The following is a 15,538-nucleotide window of genomic DNA, read 5'->3' as shown; positions in this document are numbered from 1 at the left end:
GCGGGCCGTCTCGTCTCGGGTGTCGTAGACCGAGCGAGCGGAGGGTCATCATGCGGGTGTCGAGGCGCCTGGCGGTATTCGGCGCCAACGGGGCGACCGGGCGGGTACTGGTCGGGCAGGCGCTCACCGCGGGGCATCACGTCGCCGCGGTCGTGCGGCGGCCCGACGAGTTCCCGCTGCGGCACGAGCGGCTCGACGTGATCGCCGCCGACGTCCTCGACGAGCGGGCCGTCGACGCCGCCGTCGCGGGCCGGGACGCGGTGCTGTCGGCGCTGGGGGTACGGGCCGGGAAGCAGCCGGTCAGCGTGTACTCGCGCGGCGCGGCAAACATCGTCGCCGCGATGCGGCGGCACGGGGTGCGGCGCGTGGTCGTGGTCACCTCCGCCGGCGTCGACCCGCGCCCGTACTCCGGCGGCGGGTTCCTGTTCAACCGGGTCATGCTGCCGTACGTGACGCGGGTCCTCGGCAGGACGCTGTACGACGACATGCGGCGGATGGAGGAGCTGCTGCGCGCCGGCGACGTCGACTGGACGGCCGTGCGGCCCAGCGGCCTGTTCCACCTGCCGGCGCCCACGGCGTACACGATGGTCGAGGGGTTCGCCGACGGCATGTACACCGCCCGCGAGGACCTGGCCGCGAGCATGCTCGCGCTGCTCGACGACGACCGGTTCCTGCGCACCGCGGTCAGCGTCGTCACCACCGAGTCGAACCCCGGGCTCCTGCGGTGGATCCGCCGCGAGGCGGCGGCCAGGCGCTGACCCGCCACGGCCAGGCCGGCGCGCGTCGGTAGATTGCGCTGATGCGGCTCACCAAGTACGGCCACGCCTGCGTCCGCCTCGAGTCCGGCGACCAGGTCCTGGTGATCGACCCCGGCGTCTACTCCGATCCGGCGTGCCTGTCCGGCGCGACGGCCGTGCTCGTCACGCACGAGCACGCCGACCATGTGGACGCGGCCGCCCTCGCCGCCCACCCGGACGTCACCGTCTACACCCATCCGGCGCTCGCACCGTCGCTCGGGGCGGTCCCCGTGGAGGTCGGCGACTCGTTCACCGCGGCGGGCTTCGCCGTCCGCGTCGTCGGCGGCCGGCACGCCGAGATCATCGACGGGCTGCCCGGCTGCGCCAACGTCGGGTACATCGTCGACGGCGTCTACCACCCCGGCGACTCGCTGTTCGTGCCCACCGAGCCGGTCGACACCCTGCTCGTGCCCGCGTCCGGGCCGTGGGTCAAGCTCGGCGAGGTCATCACGTTCGCCCGTGAGGTCCGCCCGGCCCGCGCGTTCCCGATCCACGACGTGAACCTCAGCGAGATCGGCCAGTCCCAGTTCGACGAGTGGCTCGACGAGACCGCGGGCACCGCGTACGCCCGCATTCCTCTCGGCGCCTCGGCGGACCTCGCCTGAGTCCGGGCCCGGCGCCCCGGCGCCCCGGCGACCCGGCGGCACCGGGCGGGCAAGGGCCGCGGCGTGCGGCTGTGGTGTGCTGCCGTGGCGTGGGCGGGGTGGCGCTGGCATGCTGGTCGCCTGACTGGACGGGCATCGGTGAGGCTGATGGGCAGGGCGGGCAGGAGGAGGGCGGCGCTGGTCGTCGCGGCTCAGGGCGGTGACGACCGGGCGCTCGACGGGCTCGTCGCCGGCCATCTGCCGCTGGTGTACTCGATCGTGCGGCGGGCGCTCGCCGGGCATCCGGCCGCCGTGGACGACGTCGTGCAGGACACGATGGTGCGGGCGCTGCGGCAGCTGCCGTCGGTGCGGGAGCCGGAGAGCTTCCGGGCGTGGATCGCGGCGATCGCCGTGCGGCAGGCCGCCACGTTCCTGCACGGGGACCGGGTCGCCGCCGGGCGGCGGGCGGCGCTGGACGACGTCGCCGGCGCGCCCGACGCCGGGGACTTCGAGGACCTCACCGTGCTGCGGCTGGACCTGGCGGCGCAGCGCCGGCAGGCAGGGCAGGCGGTGGCGTGGCTCGACCCCGACGACCGGCTGCTGTGGTCGCTCTGGTGGCTGGAGGTCGGCGAGGAGCTGAGCCGCGCCGAGCTCGCCGCCGCGATCGGTGTGAGCGTCGCGCACGCCGCGGTGCGGGTGCAGCGCCTGCGCCGGCGTCTGGAGCAGGCCCGCGCGCTGGTCGCCGCGCTCGACGCCCGGCCGCGGTGCCCCTGGCTGAGCACCGTCGTCGCCGACTGGGACGGCATCCCTGGCCCGTTGTGGCGCAAGCGGATCGGCCGGCACACCCGGTCCTGCGCCACGTGCGCGGGCGCCGCCGAGGACCTTGTGGACACCGAGCGGCTGCTGACCGGGCTCGCGCTGCTGCCCGTGCCGGTGACCCTCGCCGCCGCGCTCGCCGCCCACGGCCTGCCCACCACCGCGTCGACCGCCACGTCCGCCGCCTGTTCGCCCGTACCGCCGGGTACGGGCGACATCGCCATTCCTGCCGCCACCCCGGGTGCCGCCCCGGGTGCGGGTACGGGCGCCGCTTCCGGCACGGGTACGGGCGCCGCTCCTGCCGTAGGTACGGGCGCCCTTCTCGGCCCAGGTGCGGTTGGCGCCATGCCGCCCGCCGTCGTGGCCGGGACGCCCGCCGCGGCCGGGTGGCTGCCGGGCGTCCCGGTCGCGAAGGTCGCGGCCGCCTTGACGGTCCTGGCCGGCGCCGCCGTCGCCACGGTGGCCTGGCCCGGCCGTGCCGACACCCCGCCCCCGGCGGTGGCCGCGCCGTCCCGGACACCCCCGCCGGAATCCGCGCCGCCCGCCGCGCTGCGCCTCGGACCGGTGTCCCTGGAGTCCGGCGCCGTCCCCGGGCGGTACCTCGGCACGACCGACCAGCTGGGCACCCTCGTCACCGCGACCGGCCCGGCGACGTTCGAAGCCGTGCCCGGCCTGTCCGACGCGGCGTGCTTCTCGTTCCGGTCGGCGAACGGGCAGTACCTGCGCCACCAGTCGTGGCGGCTCCGGCTGAGCCACGACGAGGGCAGCTTCGTGTTCCGCGGCGACGCCACGTTCTGCGCGACCGTCACCGACGCCGGCGAGGTGTTCCTGGAGTCCGCCAACTACCGCGGCCACTTCGTGCACCGGCAGGGTTACGAGCTGTGGGTCGACCAGGCGGACGGCAGCGCCGCGTTCCGCGCCGACAGCGCGTTCCGGGTGCGCCCGCCGCTGTCGTGAGCCCCGCGATCTCCCGGGATCCGGGCGAATCGGCGCGGGGCCGCGGGGCAGGCCACTACCGTCAGGACGGTGGGCTTGCGGGGCACGGTGGTCGCGATCGTCGTGTCGAGCGTGCTGCTCGCCGGGTGCGGCACCGAGCCGAAGCCGCCGGCCGGGACACCGTCAGGGCCGCCACCGTCCGGTGTGCTCGTCCTGTACGACACCACCGGGCCCTACGGTGACCTCGGCGAGCTGTACGCCGTCCAGGCCGGCAACCTCGCGTCCCACTTCGGGAAGTGGGAGGCGGCGCCGGTCACCAGGTACGCGAAGGGCAGCGCGGCACGGCACCGGCTGACGATCTACATCGGGTCGACGTACGACGAGCCGCTGCCCGACGCGTTCCTCGCCGACGTCGCCGGCGGCGCGCCCGTACTGTGGATGGGCGCGAACATCTGGCAGCTCATCGGCAAGTACGGGGGCACGGGTCTCAACTCGGCGACCATCGACGAGACCGCCGTGTCGGCCGTCCGGTACCGCGGGACGGAGCTCACCCGCAACCCCGCCGCCGGCGCCATGGTCCGCATCGGCGTAGCACCGGACGCCAAGGCGACGACGCTCGCCGGCACCGTCCTGCCGGACGGTACGGAAGCCCCTTACGCGGTACGGGTAGGCGCGCTCACGTACCTGACGGAAGTACCGCTGACCTACGTGACGTTCGACGACCGGTACCTGGTCCTCGCCGACCTGCTGTACGGGCTGCTCGACCCGCAGGCGCCGGACCGGCACCGGGCGCTGGTGCGCATCGAGGACGTCGGCCCGCACTCCGACCCGGCGCAGCTGCGGGCCATCGCCGACTTCCTGTCGGCCCGCAAGATCCCGTTCGCGGTGGCGGTGTTCACGGTGTACGACGACTGGGCCGGCGTGTACTCCGGCGGCGTGCCCGTACACCGGACGCTGAGCGGCACGCCCGCGGTCGTCGACGCGCTGCGGTACATGAGCGAGCACGGCGGCACGCTCATCATGCACGGCTACACGCACGGCCTCGCCGGGGTCCGCAACCCGTACGGTGTCAGCGCCGAGGACTACGAGTTCTACCGCGCCCACGTCGACGACGCCGGCGTGGTCCAGCTGGACGGCCCCGTCCAGGACGACTCGCCGGAGTGGGCGCTCGGCCGGCTCACCGCGGCCCGCCAGGAGTGGACCGCAGCGGGCCTGCCGGTGCCGGACATCTGGGAGTTCCCGCACTACACGGCGAGCGCCGCCGACTACCGGGCGATCGCCTCGGCGCCGGGCATCCGGGCCCGCTACGAGCAGGTCCTGTACTTCTCTGGCGTCCTGTCCGGTACGCCGGCCGGCAACCGGTCGGTCAGCCAGTACTTCCCGTACCCGGTGCAGGACGCCTACGGGACGCCGGTCATCCCCGAGACGCTCGGCAACGTCGCCACCCAGCGGTTCAACCAGCACGGCGTGCGGCTCGCCGCGGACCTGATCGCCTCCGCGCGCCGCCAGCTCGTCGTCCGCGACAACGTGGCGAGCTTCTTCTACCACCCGTTCCTCGGCCTGCAGTACCTGCCGGAGCTCGTCGACGGCATCCAGCAGCTGGGCTACACCTTCGTGCCGGCGACGTCACTCCTGTGAGGGCGCGGCGACTGCCGACCCCACCGCCCGGCCGCCGGCACGGGGGTGTTTAGCCTTGCGCGGTGCAGAAGACGCGATCACTCCGGCCGAAGTGGGGCATGCTCGGCACCGTCATCGTCGTGGCGGCCGCGGTCTTCGCTGTCTACCGGATCGGCCCGTGGGCGCCGGAAACCGAGCCGGAGACCGGGACGCCCCGGCCGCTCGGCTCGCCCGTAGCGGTCGCGGGACGGTCCGTGTCGGTGATCGGCGCCGGTGACATCCTGCTGCATCCCGACCTGTGGAACCAGGCGAAGCAGGACGGCGGCGGCACGATGGACTACGCGCCGATGCTCGCCGGGGTCAAGGACTCCATCGAGGCGTCCGACCTGGCCCTGTGCCACATGGAGACGCCGGTCGCGCCGCCGGGCGGGCCCTACACGGGCTTCCCGCGCTTCAGCGTGCCGCAGGAGGTGGTGCGGGCGATCAAGGCCGTCGGCTACGAGGGCTGTTCGACCGGCTCGAACCACAGCATCGACCAGGGCTTCGACGGCGTCAAACGCACCCTCGACGCGTTCGACCAGGCGCAGCTCGGGCACGCCGGCACCGCCCGCAGCGCGGACGAGGCGAAGCGGCCCCAGCTGTACACCGTCAAGGGCGTCAAGATCGCTCACCTGAGCTACGCGAAGTACTTCAACGGCCTGAACCGGCCGGCCGGGCAGGAGTGGGTCGCGAACCTCATCGATCCGAAGAAGATCGAGGCGGACGCCGCCGCGGCCCGCACCGCCGGCGCCGAGATCGTCGTGGTCAGCCTGCACTGGGGCACCGAGTACGTCCACGAGCCCGACGTCGACCAGCAGACCTGGGCCCGGGCGGTCGCCGCGCTGCGCAACGTCGACGTCGTGTTCGGCCACCACGCGCACGTGGTGCAGCCGGTCGAGCGCATTTCCGGCAAATGGATCGTGTACGGCATGGGCAACCAGATCGCCCGCCACGAGGAGCCGATCAACGACAACCGGGAGGGCGTGATGGTCCGTGTCACGTTCACTCCTTCGAGTGAGGCGAAGCGATGGACGGTCGCCGCGGTCGAGGCGATCCCGACGTTCGTCGACCTGAACCCGGACATTCGGGTGATCGACCTGGAACGGGCGTTGGCCGACCCGGGCCTTCCGGCCGCCCGCCGCCGGATCTACGAGGCCGCCGTCGAGCGGATCCAGGGGCATCTGCTGACCCGCGGGGCGGACGAGGCCGGTCTGATCGTCCGCGGCACGGCGCCCGCGCCCCGAACCAGTTGATCAATGTGACGGACTGTCGTAGCCCTGGGTTATAGTCACCGGCGATTCGGGCGAGAGAGTCGCAAACGCAGGGAAGGGGGGCGATATATCCGTGTATGACGATGCCCCACCGGCGGCGGACGCGCCTCCCGCCCAGCTCATCGCGTGGCGCCGGCGGGCTCTTGAGCAGCAGCTGCCCGCGGCGGCGTTCCCGGCCGGCTCCAGTGCGCCATCACTGGTTTACCTGTGCGTGACGATGATCGTCGCCGCGGCCGCCGTGCTCGGCTTCGCCGTCTACGATCGCAGCGGCGTGCCGAAGGCCGTGCACGACTCGCAGCGCGAGCTGGTCGCGACCGTCGCCCGCGGCATGAGCGTCGGCTCCGCCCGGGCCGCGGACGACCTGGACCGGGTCCTCGCCGACGTGCGCAAGCCACCGCTGCCCGCCGACGCCGACGTGCTGGCGAAGCTCATCGGCAACCGGGAGACCTGGACCGGCGCCGCCCTCCTACAGACCGCGACCCGCCAGTCACAGGCCGCGTCCGGCACGCCGGTCCCGCTCGACCAGCTGCCGACGCCGCTGCCCGCCGACACCACCGTCGCGGTCTCCACCACCGACGGGCCGGCCCTCGTCCGCATCGCCGCGCTCGACGCCCAGCGCAGCGTCGCCGTGCTCTATCCGCTGCTGATGCGCAACCTGCGGCTCAACCCGGGCGCCCAGCACGGCGTCTTCATCGTCACTCCAGACGGCCGGCCGGCCCTCATCCAGGGCGTCAGCGCCGTCGGCGAGACGCACCTGCCGAAGCTCTTCGAGGGCCTGGCCGGGGCGCGGGGCAGCCGCAGCCGTGCGATCAAGGTCACAGAGTGGCCCGACCGGCAGCTGGTCGTCTCCTCCGCCGCGATCGGCGACACCGGCGTCGTTGTGGCGTCCGTCGTCGTCGCGCCGGTCAGCCGCGGCACCTCCGTCGGCTATGGCCTGCTCCTCGGGCTGTCGCTGCTCGGCGTGTCGCTGCTGGCGTTCCTGCTCATGCGCGCGTTCCTGCCCGCGCCGATCCAGGCGCTGCTGCGGCAGGCCAAGTCCGACGCGTGCGGCGCGGTGACACCTGTCCGGCAGCCGCTGCGCACCAGGGAGACGTTCCGGATCGCGCAGGCCCTCGCGGTGTTCAGCGGCGGCGGGCTGCGCGGCGCGCGGTGGCGGCTGAGCACCGTGCAGGGCCTCGCCGTCGCCGCCCTGGTCGCCCTGGCGTGGCCGGCAGCCGCGACGGCCACCGCGTTGCAGGCGCCCCGGCCGCCGGTGCCCGACCAGCTGTTCTTCGACGAGGAGAGCCGCGCCGAGGCGGTCAGCGGCGTGTTCGGCAACGCGCTGGACAGCGGCCTGCAGACCGTGTCGCGGATCAGCCTCGCCAACGCGCGCACCGAGCCCGGCAAGTTCGGGCCGATCCTCAAGCAGGGGCTGGCCGACGAGTACCGGTTCCGCGGCATGTACCTGGTGGACCGCAACGGCGCCGTGGTCAGCTCGGCGGGCCGGGAGTCGCTGCGCACCCCGCAGCCGCTGCCCGGGGAGGCCGGGATCCGCATCGACCGGTCGGTCAGCCGGTTGCCGGTCATCTACGCGTTCCGCATCGCCAAGGACGACGGCTATGGGGTCGTCGGCGAGTTCGACATCGACTACCTGCTCGGCGTGATGCGCCGGGTCGACGGGCGGGCGCGGGTCGTCGACTCGCAGCTGCGCACGATCCTGGACTCGTCGGGCTACCGGGCGATGCAGCCGCTGGAGGGCGACGCGGCCCGCGCCGTCGCGATCGAGGCCATGGCCGGCGGCACCGTCCGCGGCCAGCGCAGCGCCGGCGGGCAGCCGTCGTTGCAGGTCGCCACCGCGCTGACCAGCCCCCCGTCAGTCGTACACCTGGAATGGGTCGTCGTGATCGAGCGCAACCCCGTCTCGCTCCAGCTGCCGCAAGTGATCATGAACCGGTGGACGCTGCTGATGGCCGGCGCCGTCACCGGCATCGTCGCGCTCGCGTTCGTGTGGCAGTACTTCATCTTCGTGCGGCCGCTGCGCCGCCTCGCCGTGACCGCGGACCGCATCCGCACCGGCGAGTTCGACGAGCCGATCCCGCCGCAGCGGCACGACGACGTCGGCGCGATCGCGATGTGCCTGGAGATCTGCCGCCAGGTCCGGCACACCGGCTCCGCCCGCTTCGGCGGCGCGATCCGGCTGCGCGGCTCCGAGGACGACTTCACCGCAGTCCACCCGCGCTTCCCCAGCCAGCGCGGCGCCGGCCGGACCACGAAGGTCTGAGCGTGCTGTATCTCTACGTCGTCTACGCCCTGTGCTGCGTCGCGCTGCTCGTCGCCGGGATCGTCGAGCAGCGCAACCACGACCGCAACCTGCGCAGGATCCCGCACCGGGTGCTCGTCAACGGCATCCGCGGCAAGAGCTCGATCACCCGGCTGTGCGCCGGTGCGCTGCGCGGCGGCGGGCTGCTCGTCGTGGCCAAGACCACCGGCACCGCCGCCCGGTTCATCTTCCCCGACGCCAGCGAGGAGCCGGTCCACCGCAAGTTCGGCATCGCCAACGTCGTGGAGCAGATCGGCATCGTGCGGCGGGCCGCCGCCTACCACCCGGACGCCCTGGTCATCGAGTGCATGGCCGTGATGCCGGCCCTGCAGGAGATCAACCAGAGCAAGCTCATCCGCTCCACCATCGGCGTGCTGTGCAACGTGCGCGAGGACCACCTGGCCGAGATGGGGCCGACCCTCGACGACGTCGCCCGGTCGCTGAGCAAGTCGATGCCCGTCGGCGGCGTGTGCGTCACCGCCGAGCGCGACCGGCTCGCGATCCTGCAGCAGGAGGCCGACAAGCGCAACTGCCGGCTCATCGCCGTCGACCCCGACTCGGTGACCGACCGGGAGATGGCCGACTTCGGCTGGATCACGTTCAAGGAGAACGTGGCCATCGCGATCGCCGTCGCCGGGCTGCTCGGCGTGGACCGGCGCAGCGCCCTCGCCGGCATGATCGACGCGCCGCCGGACCCCGGCGTGCTGTCGGTCGTGCGGGTCACCGCTGGCGACAAGCTGATCCGCTTCGCCAACGTGTTCGCCGCCAACGACCCCGAGTCGACGCTGATGAACATCCAGCAGCTGGAGCGGCAGCACCTCATCTCCCGGCCGATGACCATGGTCATCAACTGCCGGCCGGACCGGGTCGAGCGCAACGGCCAGATGGGCGCGCTCTGCGGCGACGTCCGGCCCGACCGGATCGTGATCATCGGCGAGCCGACCCGCAGCGCCCGCTCGACGATCCCGGCCGACCTCCAGGACCGGGTCGTGGACCTCGGCGGGAGGCTCGACCCCGACCGGCTGCTCGACGGGGTCGTCGCCGCCACCGACTTCGACTCCTCGATCGTCGCCGTCGGCAACATCCACGGCCAGGGCGAGGTGCTTCTGCACGAGCTGGCCGGCCTGCCCAGCTGGGCGCCCGACGAGCTGCACGCCCCGCTGCCGCCGATGCTGCGCACCAACATGACCGTGGGGACCCGCGTCCCGGCTCAGAGAAGGACCAGCCGATGATCTTCGGAGGGGAGCTCAGCGCTCAACTCGCCACCGCCTGCCTGGGGATCGGGCTGGTGTTCGCGCTGCTGTGTTACCTGACGACCAACCTGTCGCCCGGCGGCATGATCACGCCCGGCTGGATCGCCCTCGCGCTCATCGAGGATCCGCTGCAGGCCGCGATCGTGGTGGTGATGACCGTTGTCACCTACTACCTCACCAAGCTCCTGCAGAAGGTCGTCATCCTGTACGGCAAGCGGCTCTTCGCCGCCATCCTGCTGCTCAGCGTGCTGCTGCAGCTGACGCTGTTCGTCATCGTGCAGCGGGACCTGCCGCTGCTGTTCGCCCACCAGACGCTCGGCTTCGTCGCCCCCGGCCTCATCGCCTACCAGCTGGTGCGCCAGCCGCCGCCGGCGACCCTCCTCGCCACGACGATCGTCACCGGGATCACGTTCGGCGTGACCTTCAGCGGCATCGTCGCCGGGCTCGTGCCGGTCACATGAGCGGCCCGGAGCGCAGTGGTGGTGACGGCATGAGCGGGCCGGAGCGTAGCGGAGGGCTGCTCATCATGGGCGCAGGTTTTGGTTCAGGCCGGCGCCGGAGCGCAGCGGAGGTGACGGCGTGAACACGACTGGGCTCACGCTGCGCAGCGCGACGACGTTCGTCACGGCCGCGCTGCTGCTCGTCGTCGGCCTCACGGCCATCGGCTACAGCGCCATCCGCCTCGCCCAGCCCGACCCCGTCGAGATCAGCCTCGGCACGGCGGGCGCCACCACCGTGTCGTCGTCGGGGTACACGTACCGGCGGCTGACCGACCCGCCCGGCACCGAGGTCCTGCGCCCCGACGGCGCGCGCGTCGCGGTCCTCACCGACGGCGCCCGCACCGCCCACCTGACCGGCAAGGCGAGGACGTTCACCGAGCCACGCTTCACCAACGCGAAGATCACCCACGACGTCTACGTCCGGCTGGCGCCCCAGCCGTGGCAGGCCGGCGCCGAGCAGCAGTCCTGGTTCGCCGGCTGGCTCGCCACCGCACTCGCGGATCCGAATCCCGACGTGCTCGCCATTGCCATGCAGTACACCTACGGCGCCGCCCCGCGGAAGGGCGACAACGGCCTGCAGATCGCCGGCGACGCCGCCTTCGGGCCGCTGTCGAGCAGCGACCGCGACGGCCGCGCCGAGAACTCCGACTTCTACGACTACCTCGGCGTCCCCTGGGACTTCCCCGACGGGGTCAAGGAGAAGCCGTCGCCGGACCGCCTGCACAGCCTCGACTGCTCCGGTTTCATCCGCATGGTGTACGGCTACCGTATGGGCTTCCCGCTGCGCGGCACCAACACGCAGGGCCCGGGGCTGCCGCGCCGCGCCTACGCCATCGCCGACGTCGGCCCCGGCACCGTCGTCATCCCCAACACCGGCAAGCGCCCGCAGCAGCTGGACCGCCTGCTCCCCGGCGACCTGGTCTTCTTCTACGGCTCACCCGAGATCGACGCGGACGGCGCCGACCGGCCGACCCACATCGAGCACTCCGGCATCTACGTCGGCATCGACGACCGCGGCCATTACCGGTTCATCTCCAGCCGCGTCGGCGCCAACGGCCCCACCATGGGCGACTCCGGCGGCGAGGCCACCCTGGACGGCACCGGCCACTTCGCCGCCGGCCTCCGCACCGCCCGCCGCCTCTGACCCTGCCGGCCTCCGCACCGCCCGCCGCCTGTGTCCCCGGCCCGTGCCCGACCGTTGCGCGGGCGCGGGCCGGAGCGCGCGGACCACGCGCAGTACAAACGCGGAACGAGCGCCAGTACAAGGGCGGCATGAACGCCTGAGCGTGCGCCGGGCTCAGTGCCGGATCAGGCCGCCGACGGTGACCGCGGCGACGTGCCCGGTCGCGGGAAGAGTCTGCGCCAGGGCGAGCCCGACGTCGACCAGGGACGACCGGCACAGCCCCGCGACGTCGGGCACCGGATGCCAGACCGACTCGGCGGTCTCGCCGTTCGGCTCGGGCCGGAGCGCACCACCGGTGATGCGGACCCGATAGAAGACGCCGACGTTGTGGTGCTCGGTCCCCAGCCGTGCCTCGGCGGCCGGGACCACCCTCGAATCCACACCCAGCAGGCGCTCGACCACGCCGTCGCAGCCGGTCTCCTCGGCCAGCTCCCGGATCACCGTTTCGAACGGGTCCTCGGCGTGCTCCACCCTGCCGCCAGGGAGCGTCCACAGCGTCGCGCCCGTCGCGGGGGAGACGTAACGGGCCAGCAGGAGCCGGTCACGCTCGAGGCACACGGCGTACGCCGCCAGCCGGAAGCGCACCGCAGGACCGTATCCCCGACGGGTCGCGGTCGCTAGGCCTGGTCGGCGGCCTGGTCCTGCTCGTTCGGGCGGCGCTTCGGGCCGTGGAACTGCAGGTCCAGGAGGTGCATCTGCGCGTTCTTGCTCGCGCCGAGGGTGGCGTGGATCAGGTGCTCCTGGATGCGCGCGGCGCTCGCCTTGTCGAGGCCCTCCACGGCCCGTTCGGCCAGCCACTCGGCGTGCAGGAGGTAGCAGTGCACCAGCGGCTGGCCGTAGTAGTAGCTCATCTGCCTGGACGTCATGGCGAACGACCGCATGAACGTGGCGCACAGGAAGCTGCCCAATGTGACACCCGCGGCGGTCAGGACGCCGACGGTCACCCGGACGTCGGTGCTGGCCGAGGCCAGGATCGCGCTGGTGCCGGCGAGCAGCACGAACAGCGACGCGGACGCGGCCACCGCGCAGAAGATGTAGGACATGCGGGCCTGGCCGAGCGCGACGTTGATGAACCGGTCCATGAGACGGAAGTTGAACGACACCAGCTTGCCCAGCGCGTGGTCGTCGATCTCGTCGGTCGCGGCGTCGAGGCGGTCGAACTCGGCCTGGCTCTTGCGCTCCCGGCGGAGGCGGGAGCGTCGCATCGCGAAGATCGTGACGGGCGTGATCACCGCGGCCAGGACGAAGAACGCGGCCCCCAGCAGCGGAGGTGTCGCCGTCGGGCGGTCGGTCAGCAGCAGGCCGTCGGAGCCCAGCAGCGCCGCCACGGCCGCGAACGACGCGGCGAGGGTCCAGGCGATCCGGGCCACGCTCCTGCCGTCATGGTCCGCGCGGACGTCATGCTCGAGTCGAGGGGCGCGGGTGTTCGTCGCCGTCGAGGTCATGCGCTGCGTCTCCTTACGTCGAGCGTTGCAGCGGACCGTATCGCCGGTCGCGGCCGCCGGACCACCGACGAACAGGCGGAGGCCGCAGCGGTCGGGCATTGACGACAGTCATTCGGATGGGCGGCCGGTGCCGTCCAGACCCGGACGGGGGTCCGAGTGATTGGACGGTGGCCTGCGCCGGGCGCTGAACGTGCCGGCCCGAGCCACCGGATCGAGCCGCGGAACCGGCTGAACGGCTGCGTGGCGGTGCCGGGTCCGCCCGATCCGGCGGGACGGCAGGGCGCCCAGAGTCGGCCCAGAGTCGGCCCAGAGTCGGCCCAGAGTCGGCCCGGGTCAGCCCGGGGGCAGGCGCCTGGCGATGGCGTGGGCGACGGCGTCGAGGCGTTCAGGGTTGCCGCGGATGACCCAGCCGAGCTCGATGTGCAGGAACTGCGCGCCGATGTCGTCGGCGGCCTTGCCCTGGACGTTGGTGGTGCCTTCGAGCCGGCCGCAGGTGGCGGCCCAGGCGCGGCAGACGATGACGCCCGCCTCCTGAAGGCTGGAGGCAACGTCGCGGGCGAGGGGGGAGACGCGGCCCGCGCCGGTCGACACGACGGCCTGCGCGTCGGGAAGGTTCTTGTCGGCGAAGCCGTGCAGCTGGACCTGGCTCAGGCCGCCGCGGGCCAGCTCCGTCGCCAGGACGTGGAACATCGACATGTCGTTGTGGGCGACGTCCGCGGCGCCGTTGCCGGCCATGCGGTGGGCGCCGGCCATGAGCAGGACGCTGCCGGGGACCAGGCGGTAGAGGGCGACGCCGAGCTTGTCGGTGTTGGTGTCGAAGCCGGGGTGCGGCACCTCGATGACGTAGCGCAGCGGCGCGGACCGGTCGGCGAGGACGAGACCCCAGGCCGGCCCGTAGGTCACGCTCATGGAGAACATGCTGTAGCGGCGTCCGGTCGCGGCGTCGACGCTGTGGGAGGAGTCGTACCCCAGCCGGCCGAAGGCACCGTCGAGGTCGGTGATGTCGTCGGAACCCGCCAGCAGCAGCCGCGCGGCGGCCCGCCCCTGTGCCCGCTCGGCCTGGTCCGGGTCCCGGTAGGGGCCGTCGCGGGACAGCAGCGCCGTGCGCTCCTCGACCACCGCCAATGGGTCGTCGGACGGCGCGGGCGCCGGTGCGGGCAGCGCCTGTGCGGAGCACCCGCCCAGCATCAGGACCACCGCGATCGCGAGAGCTGCGGCACGGGACACTGTCCAAGATTAACCAACCCGGCCGACCCGATTGGAGCCCGGTATGCGAGAACGCGCTCTGCGAGCCCTGCGGGCACACGTTCCCGAGCTGGCCGACGTCGCGGTCACCGAGCTCGGCCGGGGCCTGGACAACACGGCGTTCCTCGCCGGCGGCCTGGTTCTCCGGGTTGCGGAGGCTGCCACGGTACGACGTGAGGCGGCGCTGCTCGACGCGCTGGCCGGCCGGGTGTCGCTGCCTGTGCCGGCGGTGCGGTTCGCCGACGCGGAGGCGGGTGTGCTGGCCTATCCGCTGCTGCCCGGCCGCCCGCTGCTGGGCCGTCCGGCGCCCGCCGCGCTGGCTGGACCGATGGGCCGGTTCCTGCGGGAGCTGCACGCGATCGAGCCGACCGAGGTGCACGGCCTGGTGCCGGTCGAGGACGCCGACCCGGCCGAGTGGCTCGAGGACCTCGACGGCCCGCCCGAGCTGCTGGACCGGCTGCACGCGGAGGTCCCGGCGCCGGCGCCCCGCAGGGTCCTGGTGCACGCCGACCTGGGCGCCGAGCACATCCTGGAGCGGGACGGCACGGTCACCGGGGTCATCGACTGGACCGACGCGGCCGTCACCGATCCGGCGCTGGACTTCGCCCGGCTCTACCGCGACTTCGGCGCCGGCTTCCTCGCCGCGGTGCTGGACGCCTACGGCGGCCCCACCGACCCCGCGTTCGGCGAGCGGGTCGTGTTCTTCGCCCGGTGCGCGGCGCTGGAGGACATCGCGTACGGCGTGCCCGAGTACGTGCGAGCCGCCCAGCGTTTTCTGTCAGGTGACGATAACGTCAGTGACGACCCGGCAGAAGGGGTGCAGGCATGGGACGCGTGAAGATGGGCGCGGTGGTGTCGCTGGACGGGTTCATCGCCCGCGACGACGACACCGTCGGGCCGCTGTTCGACTGGTTCGGCAACGGCGACGCCGAGTGGCGGTGGTCGCCACGGCAGGACGAGCCGTGCCGCACCACCCTGGCGTCGAAGTACTTCGTCCAGTCCGTGTACCCGAACATCGGCGCGGTCGTGATCGGGCGGCGACTGTTCGACCTGACGGACGGGTGGGGCGGCGTCCCACCGGCCGGCGAGCACGTCTTCGTCGTCACCCACACGCCACCGACAGGCTGGAAGCACGCGGACACCGCACCGTTCACGTTCGTGACCGGCGGCGTCGCGGCCGCGATCGAGCAGGCCCAGGAGCTGGCCGGCCCCGACCGGATCGTCGACGTCGCGGCCGGGCAGATCGGCGGGCAGGCGCTGCGCCTCGGCCTGATCGACCAGATCGTGCTGCACGTGGTGCCGGTCGTGTTCGGCTCGGGCCGCCCGTTCTTCGGCGGCGCCGGCACCGGCGACCCCATCACCCTCGGCAACCCGTCCCGCATCGTGCAGGGCGACCGCGTCACCCACCTGCTGTACGACGTCGCTTGACAGCGGGCCCCGGGATGGGGGAACGTGGCAGCCGGCCACGCAGACGGTGTGGACATTGGTGCATGAGGGACTGAAGCCTGTGATCCGGGTAGGCCGAGCGGCCGCCTGAGCGTCGATGTGACGAC

General features: G+C 73.1%; 14 protein-coding genes. 11 read left to right on the top strand and 3 right to left on the bottom strand.

Translation table 11 applies throughout. The annotated features are described in order from the left end of the window. Positions 1–50 precede the first annotated feature (50 nt). The 9 genes from ABZ321_RS26860 (at position 51) to ABZ321_RS26820 (ending at position 11,256) form a co-directional block, all read left to right on the top strand. Positions 51–758: an NAD(P)H-binding protein gene (locus tag ABZ321_RS26860; RefSeq protein WP_354896007.1), complete on the top strand. Its 708-nt coding sequence runs from the start codon at positions 51–53 to the stop codon at positions 756–758. Between the two features lie 41 nt (positions 759–799). After that, the gene (locus ABZ321_RS26855; RefSeq protein WP_354896004.1) at positions 800–1,402 is read left to right on the top strand and encodes an MBL fold metallo-hydrolase; all 603 of its coding nucleotides are present in this window, start codon (positions 800–802) and stop codon (positions 1,400–1,402) included. Positions 1,403–1,549: 147 nt separating this feature from the next. Continuing rightward, on the top strand, positions 1,550–3,154 hold the full coding sequence (locus ABZ321_RS26850; protein WP_354896001.1) for a sigma-70 family RNA polymerase sigma factor: 1,605 nt from the start codon (positions 1,550–1,552) through the stop codon (positions 3,152–3,154). 69 nt (positions 3,155–3,223) lie between these two features. Then, entirely contained in the window at positions 3,224–4,771 is a 1,548-nt protein-coding gene (locus ABZ321_RS26845) for a polysaccharide deacetylase family protein (protein WP_354895998.1), read from the top strand. Between the two features lie 62 nt (positions 4,772–4,833). Further along, on the top strand, positions 4,834–6,042 hold the full coding sequence (locus tag ABZ321_RS26840; RefSeq protein WP_344505619.1) for a CapA family protein: 1,209 nt from the start codon (positions 4,834–4,836) through the stop codon (positions 6,040–6,042). Between the two features lie 91 nt (positions 6,043–6,133). Further along, a complete protein-coding gene (locus ABZ321_RS26835) occupies positions 6,134–8,320 on the top strand; it encodes a HAMP domain-containing protein (protein WP_354895995.1) in 2,187 nt (728 codons plus the stop codon). Between the two features lie 2 nt (positions 8,321–8,322). After that, positions 8,323–9,591, top strand: a complete 1,269-nt coding sequence (gene pgsB, locus ABZ321_RS26830; RefSeq protein WP_344505615.1) for a poly-gamma-glutamate synthase PgsB — start codon at positions 8,323–8,325, stop codon at positions 9,589–9,591. Continuing rightward, a complete protein-coding gene (locus ABZ321_RS26825) occupies positions 9,588–10,073 on the top strand; it encodes a poly-gamma-glutamate biosynthesis protein PgsC/CapC (protein ID WP_344505613.1) in 486 nt (161 codons plus the stop codon). The genes pgsB and ABZ321_RS26825 overlap by 4 nt, the downstream gene beginning before the upstream one ends. A 118-nt stretch (positions 10,074–10,191) precedes the next feature. Continuing rightward, the gene (locus ABZ321_RS26820; protein WP_344505611.1) at positions 10,192–11,256 is read left to right on the top strand and encodes an NlpC/P60 family protein; all 1,065 of its coding nucleotides are present in this window, start codon (positions 10,192–10,194) and stop codon (positions 11,254–11,256) included. A 153-nt stretch (positions 11,257–11,409) separates the two neighbouring features. Here the strand turns inward: ABZ321_RS26820 and ABZ321_RS26815 are convergent, their stop codons facing one another. From ABZ321_RS26815 to ABZ321_RS26805, 3 genes are all read right to left on the bottom strand, one after another. Further along, a complete protein-coding gene (locus tag ABZ321_RS26815) occupies positions 11,410–11,880 on the bottom strand; it encodes an NUDIX domain-containing protein (RefSeq protein WP_354895990.1) in 471 nt (156 codons plus the stop codon). A 32-nt stretch (positions 11,881–11,912) separates the two neighbouring features. Further along, positions 11,913–12,740, bottom strand: coding sequence for a hypothetical protein (locus ABZ321_RS26810; RefSeq protein ID WP_354895987.1), 828 nt, complete (start codon positions 12,738–12,740; stop codon positions 11,913–11,915). A 333-nt stretch (positions 12,741–13,073) separates the two neighbouring features. Then, positions 13,074–13,967, bottom strand: a complete 894-nt coding sequence (locus ABZ321_RS26805; protein ID WP_344505605.1) for a hypothetical protein — start codon at positions 13,965–13,967, stop codon at positions 13,074–13,076. A gap of 43 nt (positions 13,968–14,010) precedes the next feature. Here ABZ321_RS26805 and ABZ321_RS26800 point away from each other — a divergent pair, with 43 nt between their 5' ends. Continuing rightward, positions 14,011–14,823: a phosphotransferase gene (locus ABZ321_RS26800; RefSeq protein ID WP_354895983.1), complete on the top strand. Its 813-nt coding sequence runs from the start codon at positions 14,011–14,013 to the stop codon at positions 14,821–14,823. After that, the gene (locus ABZ321_RS26795; RefSeq protein ID WP_354895980.1) at positions 14,811–15,413 is read left to right on the top strand and encodes a dihydrofolate reductase family protein; all 603 of its coding nucleotides are present in this window, start codon (positions 14,811–14,813) and stop codon (positions 15,411–15,413) included. Before ABZ321_RS26800 ends, ABZ321_RS26795 begins: the two co-directional genes overlap by 13 nt. Positions 15,414–15,538 lie beyond the last annotated feature (125 nt).

The sequence above is a fragment of the Dactylosporangium sp. NPDC006015 genome, assembly GCF_040614215.1.
Lineage (GTDB): Bacteria > Actinomycetota > Actinomycetes > Mycobacteriales > Micromonosporaceae > Dactylosporangium > Dactylosporangium maewongense.
Note: the sequence above shows the minus strand (reverse complement) of the source record. Positions and strands in the feature narration are given on the sequence as shown.

What these genes read in the sequence shown, in the direction of transcription:
- ABZ321_RS26860 (WP_354896007.1), top strand. Translation starts at nt 51, where the DNA reads ATGCGGGTGTCGAGGCGCCTGGCGGTATTCGGCGCCAACGGGGCGACC.
- ABZ321_RS26855 (WP_354896004.1), top strand. Translation starts at nt 800, where the DNA reads ATGCGGCTCACCAAGTACGGCCACGCCTGCGTCCGCCTCGAGTCCGGC.
- ABZ321_RS26850 (WP_354896001.1), top strand. Translation starts at nt 1,550, where the DNA reads ATGGGCAGGGCGGGCAGGAGGAGGGCGGCGCTGGTCGTCGCGGCTCAG.
- ABZ321_RS26825 (WP_344505613.1), top strand. Translation starts at nt 9,588, where the DNA reads ATGATCTTCGGAGGGGAGCTCAGCGCTCAACTCGCCACCGCCTGCCTG.
- ABZ321_RS26810 (WP_354895987.1), bottom strand. Translation starts at nt 12,740, where the DNA reads ATGACCTCGACGGCGACGAACACCCGCGCCCCTCGACTCGAGCATGAC.
- ABZ321_RS26800 (WP_354895983.1), top strand. Translation starts at nt 14,011, where the DNA reads ATGCGAGAACGCGCTCTGCGAGCCCTGCGGGCACACGTTCCCGAGCTG.
- ABZ321_RS26795 (WP_354895980.1), top strand. Translation starts at nt 14,811, where the DNA reads ATGGGACGCGTGAAGATGGGCGCGGTGGTGTCGCTGGACGGGTTCATC.